General features: G+C 71.1%; 13 protein-coding genes. 12 read left to right on the forward strand and 1 reads right to left on the reverse strand.

Annotation, left to right across the window (positions count from 1 at the left end; all coding sequences use genetic code 11):
• From ACZ6I3_RS31875 to ACZ6I3_RS31895, 5 genes are all read left to right on the forward strand, one after another.
• Positions 1-855, forward strand: coding sequence for a hypothetical protein (locus ACZ6I3_RS31875; protein ID WP_469419352.1), 855 nt, complete (start codon positions 1-3; stop codon positions 853-855).
• A complete protein-coding gene (locus ACZ6I3_RS31880; RefSeq protein ID WP_469419354.1) occupies positions 852-1,853 on the forward strand; it encodes a diguanylate cyclase regulator RdcB family protein in 1,002 nt (333 codons plus the stop codon). Before ACZ6I3_RS31875 ends, ACZ6I3_RS31880 begins: the two co-directional genes overlap by 4 nt.
• Positions 1,850-2,986: a patatin-like phospholipase family protein gene (locus ACZ6I3_RS31885; RefSeq protein ID WP_469419355.1), complete on the forward strand. Its 1,137-nt coding sequence runs from the start codon at positions 1,850-1,852 to the stop codon at positions 2,984-2,986. The genes ACZ6I3_RS31880 and ACZ6I3_RS31885 overlap by 4 nt, the downstream gene beginning before the upstream one ends.
• A 42-nt stretch (positions 2,987-3,028) precedes the next feature.
• A complete protein-coding gene (locus ACZ6I3_RS31890) occupies positions 3,029-3,604 on the forward strand; it encodes a hypothetical protein (protein WP_469419356.1) in 576 nt (191 codons plus the stop codon).
• Between the two features lie 201 nt (positions 3,605-3,805).
• Positions 3,806-4,483 (forward strand): HNH endonuclease family protein, encoded by a 678-nt coding sequence (locus tag ACZ6I3_RS31895; protein ID WP_469419358.1) that lies wholly within the window; start codon positions 3,806-3,808, stop codon positions 4,481-4,483.
• A gap of 61 nt (positions 4,484-4,544) precedes the next feature.
• On the opposite strand, the gene ACZ6I3_RS31900 is transcribed toward ACZ6I3_RS31895, so the two are convergent.
• Positions 4,545-5,633 carry a lysostaphin resistance A-like protein gene (locus ACZ6I3_RS31900; RefSeq protein WP_469419359.1) on the reverse strand — a complete coding sequence of 363 codons (1,089 nt, stop codon included), beginning with the start codon at positions 5,631-5,633 and terminating at the stop codon, positions 4,545-4,547.
• A gap of 696 nt (positions 5,634-6,329) precedes the next feature.
• On the opposite strand from ACZ6I3_RS31900, the gene ACZ6I3_RS31905 reads away from it, so the two are divergent.
• The 7 genes from ACZ6I3_RS31905 to ACZ6I3_RS31935 all read left to right on the forward strand — a co-directional run bounded on the left by ACZ6I3_RS31905 (position 6,330) and on the right by ACZ6I3_RS31935 (position 14,640).
• Complete coding sequence (locus ACZ6I3_RS31905) at positions 6,330-7,580, forward strand: nucleotide sugar dehydrogenase (protein WP_469419361.1); 1,251 nt, start codon at positions 6,330-6,332, stop codon at positions 7,578-7,580.
• Positions 7,581-7,609: 29 nt separating this feature from the next.
• Positions 7,610-7,768: a hypothetical protein gene (locus tag ACZ6I3_RS31910; RefSeq protein WP_469419362.1), complete on the forward strand. Its 159-nt coding sequence runs from the start codon at positions 7,610-7,612 to the stop codon at positions 7,766-7,768.
• The gene (locus ACZ6I3_RS31915; RefSeq protein WP_469419363.1) at positions 7,758-9,071 is read left to right on the forward strand and encodes a glycosyltransferase family 2 protein; all 1,314 of its coding nucleotides are present in this window, start codon (positions 7,758-7,760) and stop codon (positions 9,069-9,071) included. The genes ACZ6I3_RS31910 and ACZ6I3_RS31915 overlap by 11 nt, the downstream gene beginning before the upstream one ends.
• A gap of 814 nt (positions 9,072-9,885) precedes the next feature.
• The gene (locus ACZ6I3_RS31920; RefSeq protein WP_469419365.1) at positions 9,886-10,167 is read left to right on the forward strand and encodes a hypothetical protein; all 282 of its coding nucleotides are present in this window, start codon (positions 9,886-9,888) and stop codon (positions 10,165-10,167) included.
• 146 nt (positions 10,168-10,313) lie between these two features.
• Positions 10,314-11,720 carry an FG-GAP-like repeat-containing protein gene (locus tag ACZ6I3_RS31925; protein ID WP_469419367.1) on the forward strand — a complete coding sequence of 469 codons (1,407 nt, stop codon included), beginning with the start codon at positions 10,314-10,316 and terminating at the stop codon, positions 11,718-11,720.
• A 35-nt stretch (positions 11,721-11,755) separates the two neighbouring features.
• Positions 11,756-13,177 (forward strand): FG-GAP-like repeat-containing protein, encoded by a 1,422-nt coding sequence (locus ACZ6I3_RS31930; protein WP_469419368.1) that lies wholly within the window; start codon positions 11,756-11,758, stop codon positions 13,175-13,177.
• Between the two features lie 29 nt (positions 13,178-13,206).
• On the forward strand, positions 13,207-14,640 hold the full coding sequence (locus ACZ6I3_RS31935; protein ID WP_469419369.1) for an FG-GAP-like repeat-containing protein: 1,434 nt from the start codon (positions 13,207-13,209) through the stop codon (positions 14,638-14,640).
• The last annotated feature ends 17 nt before the right edge of the window (positions 14,641-14,657 follow it).

Below are 14,657 nucleotides of genomic sequence, written 5' to 3' on the forward strand. Positions count from 1 at the left end.
ATGGACCGGAGCACATACGGCTTCGACTCCGAGGACCAGGAGCACGACGAGTTCGTGGAACAGGGCTCCGCGCGGGGGTGGGGAGCGGGCAGGAAGGAAAAGAACAAGCGCGACACCGCTGCCTGGTGCCTGTGGCTGCGCGAGCAGGTCGCCGAGGACATCGCGCGGCAGACCGCGGCCCTCACCACGCGGACGGAAGCAACGACGGAAGCCCTGCAACGCAGCGTGGACAGCCTCGGCAAGCGGCTCGACGCGGTGGCACGCAACGTCGAGTTGCTTCTGGACGCCCTGCGCGACCAGGGAGTGCGCGACGCGATCGACGCGGGTCGCGCCACCTCCGACGTCCATCGCCGTCACCTCGAACTCGCCCAGACGTACCGGACGCTGGTGACGCAGGCGCTGCGCGACCTGGGGCGCCTGCTGTGCCCCAAGGACGGGGACGAAGGACGCACGGAGCTGGCGCGGCGTCGCGCCCAGGCCGTCGCGCACCTCGTCGTGCTCCTGTTCCAGCCGCTCGACCAGCCGATGCCCAGCACTCAGGAAGAGATCGTCGACCGGCTGCGCGCGCTCGGCCTGGCCACCGAGGGAACGCAGTTCCGGGGCCAGTTCGCCGCCGTGTTCCGGAGGGCGGCGGAACTGCGCGAGGGCGTGGCGGGCCTTGCGCTCACCGCCGAACTGGACTTCGGCGTCGACCTGACGGACCTGTCGGCGGACCACTACCAGCCCTGGGAAGAGCGGCAGGCCGACGACGCCCAACCGGAGTTCCTGATCGCTCCCGCGTACGTCGTGGGCGGCGACCGGCCCCAGAGCCTCAGCCGGCCGATCGTGTTCGTGACACCGAAGGGCCGCCCGTGAAGCAGCCGTTGAACCCGCGCGAAGTCGCCCGAGGCGTCCCGCTGGTGGACGACCGACTGCTGCTCGAACTGCTCAACGATCTGCACACCGCGGACGACCTCGTGCGGGCCACGGTACGCCAGGGGTTCTTCGCCAGACTGCTGGGCCAGGTCACCGGGCGCAGGCGCAGACAGGACCTCGCCGTCACCGGCGCGCTGGTCGGCGCTCAACGCGACACCCTGGCCTGGCTGTCCAGCCTCACCGCACGGCTCGCGGTCACCGACCTGGTCGTCGCCGAGGTCACCGACGAGGTGGCCCGGGTCCGCGAGGACGTGAAGAAACTCGACAGCCGCCTGGAATGGGCCGAGGGCGATATCCGCGAACTCGCCCTCGTGCTGGCGGAACTCGCCGAACAGACCGGGCGCGGGCTGGCCGAGCACGACGAGCGGCTGCGCAAGGTCGAGAGCAGGCTCGCCATCGACGACGCGGTTCGACGCTGGCGCCACCCCCGCCCCGATCCGGGACTGGGCCGCCTCTTCGGGGCCGTACTCCTGGCCCGGGAGGTCGCAGCCGGCCCCGCCGGAGAGTTCTCCGACACCGAACGCGGCGCCCAGGTCGAGCAAGAGCTGGTCGACCGCATGCTTCAGGACCCGCCGACACCGTGGTTCGACGGCGTCAGGTCCGTGACCGGCCTGCTGGCCGAGGCCACCCGCCGGTTACCCGGCGACGACCACCGGGCCATGCTGGCCGAACTGCTGGGGGAGGGGCTGCGGGAGGAGCTGACCGGGGCGCGCGGGCCGCTGAGCACCGCACTCAGCACAGCGGCGGCGACCACGGTGCGGGGCGCGGACCCCGACGCCGTGGCGAGAACGGCGCTGCGCGGCGCGGTCCGCAACGGCACCCGCTACGTCGCCGCCAGCCTGAGCGCGGAGGAACTGCTGCGGCAACTGGTCGGAGAGCAGTTCGCGGAGGCGGCCGCGCGCCGCTCCCGGCTCCAGAAGGCGAGGAGCGCCTCATGACCGGCCCGGCGGACTTCACCGACCTCGGACGGAGGGCCCTGGAGGTGGCCCGGCGCCCGGGGCCCGGGCACCAGGGCCCGGGGACCCCGCACCAGGACCCGTCCCCCGGTCCGGTCGGCCGGTCCCGGGCGCCAGACACCCCGCACACCTCCGTGCGCATCGGGCTGGTGCTGGCCGGCGGTGGGGCCAAGGGCGCCTACGAACTCGGAGTTCTGGACTACATGGCGGAGCGAGGCGCCCGTGTGTCCGCGATCGCCGGCACCAGCATCGGCGCCCTCAACGGCGCCGTGCTGGCCAGCGAGGAGTCCTTCTTCCACGGCGTCGAACGGCTGGCCGCTTTCTGGGAACGCTTCTCCGTCCGCATGGGAGTCGCGCCGTCCGAGGCCCGGGGGCTGCCGCTGGACGAGGCCGGAGTCGCCATGGAGAGCACGGCACGCCAGCTACGGCGTCTGGGCCCGCGCCTGCGGGCTCTCAAGCAGCGGACCGCCCTGCTCGAAGAACTGATCGACGAGGCCGTGGACGCCGAACGCATCCGTGCCGGGCTGCCCCTGTGGGTCACCGCCTATCCCCTGGCGGGCCACCATGCCGTGCCCCAGCGGCTGCGGCACCTCAGGGAGATCGGCCGGTGGATGGGCGGTGCCCGGGCCACCATCATCCGGCTCAACGACCTGGCCGCACCGCAGGTCCGCGAGGCGGTCCTGGCCAGCGCCGCGCTCCCGTTCGTCTTCCCGACCCGAGTGATCGAAGGATGCGCCTACCTCGACGGCGGCCTGGGCCGCGGTGACCGCACCCCCGTACGCGCGTTCGCCTCGGAGGAACACTGCGACATCCTCGTCGTCCTGCATCTGCATCCCGATGCCCGGGTGGCGCCGGGCGCCGCGACCGGCCTCGTCCGCGTCGACATCCGGCCGAGCCTCCCGGTCGTCCCGCCGGGCCCGCTCGGTCCGCTGACCGGTCTGCTGAACTTCTCGCCCGATCGCGTAGCCGCCCTGCGCGCCCTCGGCTATCGCGACGCGGCCGACCGCTTCGGCGAGACGGAGCGGCTACTGGGACGCCGAGGCGCCCTCGATCAAGCCGAGTCCGCGTTGCTGTCCGCCCTGCAGCGGCTGAGGGGCGCATCACCGACGCCGTGAACCGCGCGTGCTGAGGAGCCGCCGATCTCCGAAGGAGCCTCGTTGTCCGACCACCTGCACGTGCTCACCGCCATCTACCAGTCCGACCGTGCCGACCGCTCCAGCACTCTCACCGTCAGCCTCGCCACCATGGGTGCCGCCGTCACCTATCTCGTGGGCACGATCGCCTTCTACGACAAGCTCGATCTGCTGGGCTGGGCCATCAGCCTGTTGCCGTTCCCCCTGATCTGCGTCCTGGCCTTCCAGGCCCAGTTGGTCAACCTGGCCGCCGTCCGGGCCCGCTCCATCCTCACCCTCGAGAAGGCGCTCCTGGACGCGGTGGAACCTCCGAGCGGCCCCCACTTGGACCGGGCCGTCCTCGGCGTGACCGCCAGCGAACGGGCCTCCAACCTGCACACGGCCGCCCGTCGGCAGCGCGCCGCGACCCTCGTCGCCTACCTGGGCGTCGGTCTCATCGACGTGCTCTACATCGTTCTGATGCTGGTCAAGGCCGCCCCGCACCTCTCAGCCTGGATCACCGTCCCCGCCACCATGTACGGCGCGCTCCTCATACTCGTGGCCCTGGCCTGGCACCACAGCGTCACCAACCTCGACTTCCACGCGGTCGGCGGCCCCTGACCCACAACCGGCGCCCGGCCGAGCACGGCACAGACGCAGGCATCGACGGCGCCCTCGGGCTGCCGGCACAGGGCAGGGGCCCTCAAGCCCCTCGTAAGGGTGTCTCGTAGAACACCTGCCCGGTGAACCCGCGCATCCATATGGCGCATCCGTTCGAGTCGCACCCCTCGAACGAGGTACACGCCATCGATTCTGCGATGCGTGATCAGAAACCTCAGGCGTGCCGCGCTCGCGGTCGCACTCGTAGTCCTTCCCCTGCTGGTATCCACCCCGGCCCAGGCGCACGGCCGGGCCGCCGAGCCTCGCAGTCTCCCGATGGCGACCGCGGTCGGCGTCCTGCCCCTGGCGGAGGAGGTGCGGGAGGGCTACCAGCGCACGAGCTTCCGGCACTGGAACGCGGGCCAGAACCCCACCGACGGCTGCAACACGCGCGCGGAGGTGCTCATCTCCGAGGCGGTCGACCCGCCCGAGGTCCTCGCGGGGTGCAGGCTCTCCGGAGGGCGGTGGTGGTCGTACTACGACGCGAGGTGGGTGACCGAGGCCAGCGGTCTGGACGTGGACCACATGGTGCCGCTCGCCGAGGCCTGGGATTCCGGGGCCTCGCAATGGACCGCCCAGCGGCGTGAGGCGTACGCCAACGACCTCGACGCCCTGACCTCCCTCATCGCGGTCACCGCGGCCTCGAACCGCAGCAAGGCCGACAAGGACCCGGCCGAGTGGCTGCCGCCGGCCGCCGGCGTCACGTGCCGGTACATCTCGGAGTGGGTCGGGACCAAGCTCCGCTGGGGCCTCACCGTCGACACCGTCGAGTTCGAGGCACTCACCCGGCTCGCGCAGGACTGTCCCGACACCACCGTGACGTTCGATCCCGCGCCGTAGGACCGGTTGTCCCGCCTCGGCGACGGGGCGGGGCCACCAGCGCCCACGGCTTGCCCCGGGGCTACGGCCCCGGAGCGGGCGGTATGTCTCCATGAGGTGCGGTACCGGTTCCCGGCGGCGGCGTGACTCCGCCCGGGACCCCGTAGGGGCGGCCGGGCACGGCCCCGTACGGCATGCCGTACGGCGGGTACGAGGCGTACGGCGGGTACGGGGCGGGCGGCGGGGTGGGTATCGGCTGGGCGTGGCGCTGCGGCCGGTGGCGTCGGGCCAGCCACAGGACGAGTGCCGCGTACATCAGGGTCGTCGCCACGTCCGCGAGGGCGAGTGGCCAGGGCGAGTCGGCCGCGGTGTCCTCCGATGTCAGCCCGTCGACGACCGCCGCGAGGGTGCCGAAGGCCACCAGGTTGTTCAGGACGTGCAGCGCGACGGCGGCCTCCAGGCCACCGGTACGGATGGTCAGCCAGCCCGCCACCACACCGAAGACCACCAGGCCGACGAAGCCCCACGTGGTGCCCCAGCCGTGGGCGGCGGCGAACAGCACGGCCTGCGGGAGCACCGCGAACCAGGGAGAACGGGCGAACGCACCGACCGACTGCGTCAGCCAGCCCCGGAAGACGTACTCCTCGGCCGCGGCCTGCGCGGGGACGAAGACGGCCAGCACGCCCATGGACGTGAGGAACGACCCCCAGCCCACCCACACCTCGGACTCCCCCGCGCCGGCCTCACCGTAGGAGAGGAGAAACGCGGTCCCCGTCAGCACGGCCGCTGGGAGCACGCTGGCCAGCAGACACCACCCCAGCCAGCGCCACCGCAGCCGTCCGGCCACCGACGACAGCGTCCCGGCCGGTCGCCGCCCCGGCCACAACGCGGCCAGCAGGACCAGCGGCAGGGCGATCGCGATGTACGTCAGGTTCAGTGCCGTATTGCTCAGCAGCCCGAAGTCGGGTCCGCCGTCAGGCAGTTCGGGGCTTCCGGCCAGTTCCCCGAAGGCGTAGGCGAGGGCGAGCAGCAGGAGGCTGAGGATGAGATAGGCACCCATGAAGAGCAGAGTGCCGACCACGGGCCGCCACCAGCGGTGACGGCCCGTGAGGTGGCCCATGCGGTGGTAGGGGAGGCCGTCCGGGCCGGGCGGCGGCAAGGGGGTCGTCATGATCGACAGCTTCCCAAGGACGCACCGCCTGGGGCGTCCGCCCGCAGCAGGAGCGGCCGCTCGGCCTCAGGGGGGATGCTCCGGCCGCCACGAGGAGATCTTCCGCCGTTCCCGGCAGGCGCGAGGGCCGCTGAACCAGCCTTGTCCGCGCCAAGAGTGAGACATGCCGGCGCCGGCCGCGCCCCCATCGCCTCTGCCTGGGCGAACCCTGGGTAACCGGCGATGGTCCGGAGTTGTGTTCACGGGGGCGCACGAGGGGGCGCGCGGGATTCGCGAGTGCATTCACGCCGCCGCCGCTCCCAGCAAACTCGGCACCCTGGAAATGTGAAGATCCCTTCGCCACCTCCAGCGGCGGGCACAGCCCCCAGACCCCCTTGCGCCAGCAACAACAGACCTCATCAAGAGGCACTTGACCGGACGTCACACCTCAACAGCCAGCACCCTCGCCACACTTCACAGGTATCAAAACAGTAAAGAGGGTTCCGCCTAGCGAATCTTTGTTGAACTATGAAGGTCCACAAATGAGGGGGGTTTGTGAAGATCATCGGTTGCGCTTCGCGCATGTTCGGGCAAGGGGGCCCGGCAGACCGGTGACGCGGTGATGGTGCCGTTCCCACACCGCTTCTCACGCAGTACCACGCCACGGCCGCCTGCTTCAGGAACAGGCGGCCGTACTTCAGGGGTGAGGAATCCACCATGCACATATGTGTGCTGGGGCAGGGCTATGTCGGCCTGCCCCTGGCCGTGAGGGCCGCCGAGGCCGGTCACAGTGTGACCGGCTACGAACCCGACCGGCCGCGTTGCGAGAGGCTGGCCGCCGGATCGTCGTACGTCGAGGACATCGAGTCCAGCCGCCTTCAGGCGGTGCTCGGTTCGGGCAATTACACCGCCACCTCGGACCCGCAGGACCTCAAGGGCTTCGACGTCGCGGTCATCACCGTGCCGACGCCGCTGACCGACCGGGCCCCGGACCTGAGCTGTGTCCGGGACGCCGGGCGGGTCCTGGCCGAACGGCTGGAGCCAGGGGCCACCGTGGTGCTGGAATCGACCACGTACCCCGGCACCACGCGGGATGTGCTGATCCCCCTGCTGGAGGAAGGTTCGGGCCTCATAGCCGGCCGCGACTTCCATGTCGGATTCAGCCCCGAGCGCATTGACCCGGGCAACACCACCTGGAAGCTGGAGAACACCCCGAAGGTCGTCGCCGGCCTCACCGAGGGCTGCCTGACCCGCGTCAAGGCCTTCTACGACTCCGTCGTCGAGGTCACCGTGCCGGCGTCCGGACTGGAAGAGGCCGAACTGGCCAAGGTATTCGAGAACACCTTCCGCCACGTCAACATCGCCCTGGTCAACGAACTCGCCAAGCTGGGGCACCTGCTCAACATCGACGTCGGCAACGCGCTGGACTGCGCAGCGACCAAACCGTTCGGGTTCATGCGCTTCACTCCGGGCCCCGGAGTGGGTGGGCACTGCCTTCCCATCGACCCGGTCTACCTCTCCCATCATGTGCGCCAACGCCTTGGAGAAACGTTCCGCTTCGTCGAACTCGCTCAGGAAGTCAACGAACGCCAGCCCCTCTACGTCGTCGATCGCCTGCAAGCCGCTCTGAACAAGCGCTCCAAGTGCCTCACAGGCGCACGCATCCTGGCCCTGGGCCTGTCCTACAAACCCGGCACCAGCGACCAACGCGAATCGCCGGCCCGCCACGTGATCGACGCGCTCGCCGCACGCGGCGCCTACTGCACCGTCGTCGACCCGCACGTCGGCGACGACACCGGACTGCCCGTGAGCACCCGGCTCGAAGCCGCGCAGCTCGCCGCCGCCGACGCCGTCGTGGTGCTGACCGATCACCCCGAATTCGACCCGCAGCTTGTCCATGCACACGCCTCGTACGTGCTGGACACCCGCCGAGCGATCCCGCCCGGCGACCACATCGAGCATCTGTAGCTCACCGCACCGAAAGGACACCCCTGCTCATGTACGGCAAGGGAACGCTGGCTCAGACCGGCGTCGGCTTCACCATCCTCGGGTTCTCCGCATCCCTCAGCCTCGTCGCGGCGCTCGTCGTCGCACTGATCGTCGCGGGCAGCCTCACCTACCGCGTCGCCACCCGAAAGAATCGGTATGCCGGCTAAGACCTCACGCAAGTGGCTGCAGACAGCGGCCACCGTGATGGTGATGGGGGCGGTGGCCATCTGGGCCACCGCCAACCATTCCATCAACCACGTCTCCGGGCTGTTCCTGGGGATCTACTACCTTCTGCTCACCGCGTCGGTGCTGCTGTACATGGTGCTGGCCGCCTTCCCCGGCCGCAGCAGCTACAAGCGGTCCGCGCCCGGGACTGTCGTCGCGATCATTCCGTCCTACAACGAGGAGAACCTCCAAGGGCTTTACGCGACGGTGTGGTCGCTGATCAACCAATCCCGCCCGGTGGACGCCATCCACGTCGTCGACGACGGGTCCACCACACCGGTCGTCCCCTTCGAACACCCACTCGTCACCTGGCACCGCCAGCCCAACGGTGGAAAACGCGCTGCACAAGCCGCAGCAATCCGTTACATGCGCCAACACGGCCAGAGCTTCGACTACGTCCTGACCGTTGACTCCGACTCCGAAGTCCACGAGGACGCCGTCTGGCAGATGATGCGCGTCATGAACGACCCGCGCATCCAGGCCTGCACCGGCACCGTCCTGGTGCGCAACCGGCATGCCAGCCTGCTGGCCCGGCTGTCGGACCTCAACCTGTTCATCTTCTGCGTCCTCAGCCGCGGCCTGCGCTCCACACTCGGCGTCGTCAACCCCACGTCCGGCGCCCTGTCCCTGTACCGGGCAGCCATCCTCTTCGACAACCTCAAGCACTACCTGGCCTCCGGTAAAGACGGCGACGACCGGCAACTGTGCGACTACGCCCTCCTGCGCGGCCGCGTCGTCTCCGTTCCCCGCGCCTACGTCACGACCGACATGCCCGTCACCATCAAGGGCACCTACCGACAGCGCCTGCGCTGGGGCAAGTCAGGATGGCGATTCATCCCCTGGGAACTCACCAATCTGCCCACTGCTCCCCTGACCACCCGGCTCATCGAAGTGTGCACGGAAGCCCTGCTGCCCATCCTCTACATCGGCCTGGCCGTAAACGTCTGGCGCAGCGGAACTCCCAGCTTCCTCCCCCACGCGTTCGCCACCGCCGGCGTATTCCTTCTGGCTGAAGCGCTCTTCTACGCCATCCTCCGCCCCGGTCTCAGCCCTACTGAACGGCTGACCGCGCCGCTGTTGGTGCCGCTGTACACACTGATGATGTTCTGCGTGGTCTACCCCGCCAAGTACTGGTCCATCACCAAGATCAAATCGGACAGCTGGCACACCCGCGAAGCATCAAGCCCAACACCCACGGCCCCTCAGCCCATCAACGTCCCCCCAGAGCGCCCCGTCCGAATTTAGAGAACCCCCGGCACCGCATCACTCGCCTCGGAGCGGCGGCCCGGGCCCTTCGAGGCACGCTCGAACCGCCGCCAGCGTTCCAAACATCGCGGCTAGGGGGACTGTAAGAAGGCTCACCTGGCCGAGGCCTACGGCACCGACGTCTCCCACCAGACGATCTCAACCATCACCGACAAGGTCCTGTGAGTGATGGGGAGTGGGCGCTGGTGCGGGATCTGCTGCCGGTCCCGGGATGGCTGGAGGGCCGGAGCGCCAGGCCGAAGGGTTACTGCCACCGGCAGATGATCGACCGATGCCACGAAGTCAAGGGCTCGTTGGCGATGTCAAGCGGTTCGGGGAAGGGCGCATCGGCTTTCCCTCCCCTGCTCCGCAGCAGTCCGTTTCCTCTCCGGCCTGAAGGCGGGCGTATCCACGGAGGAATCCCGATGACGGGGCGACCTCCTGCCCCGGCCTCGTCCGGGAGTACTTCGAGAAGACCGGCGCGGTGCTGGGCGGCCGGCCCGGCTGAGACGCCTCCTCGATCCCAGCAGGATCTACGGCGGCGCCTGGCGGGGCCCCGTTCTCGTGCCCGCCTGGCGTCGGGGACGACCACAGGCCGCGGTGGACATGCGGTACCGGCCGGTGCGGGCCGGGTCGCCTCAAGAAGTAAACGAATTAACCGAACTCACGTACAACCCTTACGTCCCCACACAGGTCTCCTGATCGCCGACCACCCGTGAACGCCCGGTCAACCACCGCCGAACACGGACGGTCCCGGCACTTCATCGACGGTGGATGCCCGCCAGGCATCCCGCGTGCCGCAGGAGACTCCCGCATGGACCAGGACCAGCACCGGCGACGACGCCCGCAGAGGCGTCCGCACCCGCGCCCCGCCCTCGCGACGGCCACCGCCCCGGCCGCGCCGACGGGCGGGTTGCTCATGCCCGCGACCGCCGGCACGGCCACGACCGGCACCGCTACGGGTACGACGGGCATCACAACGGCGACGACAGGCATCACTACGGCCACGACCGGCATCGCCACGGCTACGACCGGCAGGGCCACGCCCCCTCCCCGGACGCCCCCGACGCCCCCGCGTTCCGCCCCCACCGCCTGACCTGCCGCACGCCCCGCACCCCCGCCCTCCCCTCTCCACCTCTCCACACCGGGAACGACCGACCCCGCCCCCACACCCGGTCGCCCCACCCACCCCACACCGCTCCACTCCACGCCACTCCACCACTCCCCACCCGGAGCCCCGCCTTGCGCACCCGCACCTTCCTCCTCGCCGCCACCCTCACCACCGGCCTCCTCACCGTCACCACCCCCGCGACCGCCGCTCCCTCCGGGCTCGCCGGTGACTTCAACGGCGACGGATACCGGGACGTCGCCATCGGCGCGATGAGTGCCGACGTCGGCTCGGTGCAGAGCGCCGGGGCGGTCGTCGTGCTGTACGGCTCGGCGTCCGGCGTCTCGGCGGCGAAGAAGACCGTGATCACGCAGAACTCCGCGGGCGTCCCCGGCACCGCCGAGTCCGACGACCGCTTCGGCACCAGCCTCGCCGCCGGTGACCTGGACAAGGACGGCTACTCCGACCTGGTCGTCGGCGCCCAGTACGAGGCCATCGGCGACCGGGACGGGGTCGGCTCGGCCACCGTCATCTGGGGCGGCAAGAACGGCCTGTCCGGCGGCAAGGGCCTCCCCCAGCCGTCCGACCTGTCCGAGTGGGGCGGCTTCTCCTCCGGCGTCGAGACCGGCGACTTCAACGGGGACGGCGCGACGGACGTGACGATCACCGGCCAGAGCCGCACGCGTCTCTACATGGGCCCCTTCAGCCGTACGACCGGCCCCAGGAGCCACTCCAGCATCGGCGAGTTCGGATCGACGTACGAGGTGTTCGCGGGCGACATGAGCGGGGACGGCGCCGCCGAGCGCGTGTACCCCTTCCTCGTCGACGGCGACGCGGGCGGCGAGATCAGCTACCACCGCTGGACCGGCACCAAGTACGCCCGCACCTACCTGCCCACGGCGGACGGCGAGAAGGGCACGGTCGCCGACGTCAACGGCGACGGCTACGGCGACATGGTCCTCGGCGACTACCAGGAACCGCGTGCCGACAGGCCCGGCGGCCACAAGGGCGGCCAGATCACCGTCTGGTACGGCGGCCCCACAGGACCCGACCCGGCGCAGACGCCGACCGTGATCCACCAGGACAGCACGGGCGTGCCCGGCGCCGGCGAGAACGGCGACCTGTTCGGCTCGGCGATCAGCGCCGGGGACGTCAACGGCGACGGCTACGCCGACATCGCGGTCGGCGCCTGGGGCGAGGACCTCGGCTCGGTCGAGGACGGCGGCTCGGTGACCATCCTGTTCGGCTCGGCCTCCGGGCTGACCGGCAAGGGCTCCAAGTCCTACACGCAGGACACCGCCGGCGTGCCCGGCAGCAGCGAGACCATGGACGGCTTCGGCATGTCGGTGCGCCTCGTCGACCTCGACAAGAACGGCAAGGCCGACCTGGTCAGCGGCGCCGGCTACGAGAACGGCTACGGCGCGGCCACCGTCCTGCGCGGCGCCGCCTCCGGCCTGACCACCTCCGGGGCGAAGTTCCTCTCGGCCCGCGACGTCTCCCTCAAGGGCGGCGCCAACTTCGCCTGGGCCATCGCCCAGTGACGTACCGACGACTTCACAGCGAGGCAGCCACCCCCATGCGGACCCGTCTCTCCGCCGCCGTACTCGCGGCGGCCCTCACCCCGCTCGCCCTCACCCTCTCCGCCCCCGCCGCGCACGCCGCGCCCGCCGCCGCCCCTTACGACTTCAACGGCGACGGCCGCAAGGACCTGGCGATCGGCGCCCCGGGCGCCACGGTCGCCGGGAAGGCGAAGGCGGGCGCCGTGTCCGTGGTCTACGGCAGCGCGAGCGGGCCGAAGACCTCGACGCGCACGCTCCTCACCCAGGACACCGCCGGGATGCCGGGCGCCGCCGAGGCCGACGACGCCTTCGGCTCGGCCCTCGCCTCCGTGGACCTCGACACCGACGGCTACGCCGACCTGCTGGTCGGCACGCCCGGCGAGGACGGCAGCGACACCAACGACGGCACCGTCACCATCGTCTGGGGCTCGAAGTCCGGCCTGTCCGGCGCCCGTTCGCTGTTCAGCTTCTTCAGCTCCGACTACGACCGCTACGGCCAGACCCTCGCCGCGGGCGACTTCGACAACGACGGCGACCCCGACGTGGCGGTCGGCTCCACGGGCCCGATCACCCTCTCCCTCGTCGCCGGACCGATCGCCAGGTCCGGCGCGCACAGCGGCGGTTCGGGCTCGCGCAACGACGTGTGGTCCACGTCGTACGGCGTCACCCAGCTGTCCGCCGGCGCCGTCACCGGCGACGGCCACCCCCGGGTGATCCTGCACGGCCGCGCGAAGGGCACCGACGACGCCACCACCGCCCTGGCCGACATGGAGATCGGCAACTACACCGACTGGCTGCAGAACCTGCCCGCCGGCTACGTCTCCGCCGTGGCGGACATCGACAAGGATGGCTACGCCGACATCGCCGTCGGCAACGAACGCGAGACCTCCGCCGACCCGGCGGGCGCCCTCGGCGGCAAGGTCACCGTCGTCTACGGCGGACCCGAGGGCCGGGACACGAACCGCGCCCCGCTCGTCCTCACCCAGGACACCGCCGGTGTGCCCGGCGCCGCCGAGAAGGGCGACCGCTTCGGCAGCGGCGTCTCGCTCGGCGACGTCAACGGCGACGGGTACGCCGACCTGGCCGTGGGCACCGCGGGCGAGAACTCCGCCGCCGGTGCCGTCACCGTGCTGTACGGCTCGGCGTCCGGCCTGACCACCAAGGGCGCGACGTCGTACACCCAGAACACCGCGGGCGTGCCCGGCGGTTCCGAGAAGGGCGACCGCTTCGGCGAGCGCGTCACGCTCACCGACCACACCGGCGACCGCCGCGCCGACCTGTCCGTCTCCGCGCCGGGCGAGAACGGCGACGGCGCGGTCTGGTCCCTGCGCGGCACGGCCACCGGCCTCACGGGCACCGGCTCGACGAGCTTCGGCCCGGGCACGACGGGCGTCTCGACGGCCGGGGCGCCGGGCTACGGCACCGCGCTCAACTCCTGACCACCACTCCACAGCGAAACGGGGACTCGATGCGTAAGCGCACCCTCCTCCTGGCCACGGCCCTGACCACCGGCCTGCTCACCGCCCTGCCCGCCACGACGGCCACCGCCGCGCCCTCCGGCCTGTCCGGCGACTTCAACGGCGACGGCCACCGCGACCTCGCGATCGCCGCCCCGCTCGGCAAGATCGACGGCAAGGCCGCGGCCGGTTACGTCGCCGTCGTCTACGGCACGGCGAACGGCCTGGACAGCTCCAAGCGCCAGATCATCAGCCAGGCCACCAGCGGCATCCCGGGCGTCCCGGAGTCGCAGGACTACTTCGGCGACCGTATGACCACCGGCGACCTGGACGACGACGGCTACACGGACCTGATCGTGGGTGTGCACGCCGAGCAGATCGGCTCCACCGGCGACTCGGGCGTGCTCACCGTCGTCTGGGGCGGCGCGAGCGGCCTGAAGACCGCCACCGACGTGTCCGCCCCGCTCCCCGAGAACCGCAACGAGCTGGGCTGGTCCGTCGCCACCGGCGACTTCGACGGCGACGGCGACACCGACCTGGCCGCCGCGAACCTCGCCTACCCCGAGCTGAACGTCTTCGAGGGCCCGGTCTCCCGCACCGGCAAGGCCACCGAGCTCACCAGCGTCGACACCTCGGCCCAGACCGGCATCAACACCGACAACCTCATCGCAGGTGACGTCACCGGCGACGGCAGGACGGACCTGCTGGTCATGGGCCAGGAGACGGTCGGCGACGGCTACCGCACCCGCAGCGTGCTGTACAAGGGCTCCGCCACCGGCCCGACCCCGGGCGCCAAGGTCGCGGGCGGCTACACGGCCGTCATCGCGGACGTGAACAAGGACGGCTTCGGCGACATCGTCACCGGCAACTTCATGGAGAAGTCGGCGGACGAGCCGAACGGCGGCCCCGGCGGCGCGATCACGGTGACCTACGGCGCCTCCGGCGGCCTGAGCACCCGCACCCCCGTCCGCATCACCCAGGACACCACGGGCGTACCCGGCTCCGCCGAGAAGAACGACCGCTTCGGCTGGAGCCTGTCGGCCGGCGACACGAACGGCGACGGCTACGCCGACATCGCGGTCGGCGCGCCGTACGAGGCCATCGGCTCGAAGAAGCAGGCGGGCACCGTCACCGTCCTGCGCGGCTCCGCCTCCGGCCTGACCGGCAGCGGCGCCAAGTCCTTCTCCCAGGACACCGCCGGCGTCCCCGGCGCCGCCGAGGCGTACGACTCCTTCGGCTACGCCGTGCGGCTCACCGACGCGAGCGGCGACGGCCGCGCGGAGCTGGTGGCGAGCGCCTCCGCCGAGAACACCGCCGACGGCGCCGTCTGGCTGCTGAAGTCCACCGCGTCCGGCGTCACGGCCACCGGCTCCACGTCCTTCGGCGCCGCGACGGTGGGCGGCCCGGCGGGCGACGCCTACTTCGGCGACGTCCTCGCGGGCTGACCGCCCCTGCCCACCAC

The sequence above is a fragment of the Streptomyces sp. NPDC041940 genome (assembly GCF_055589465.1).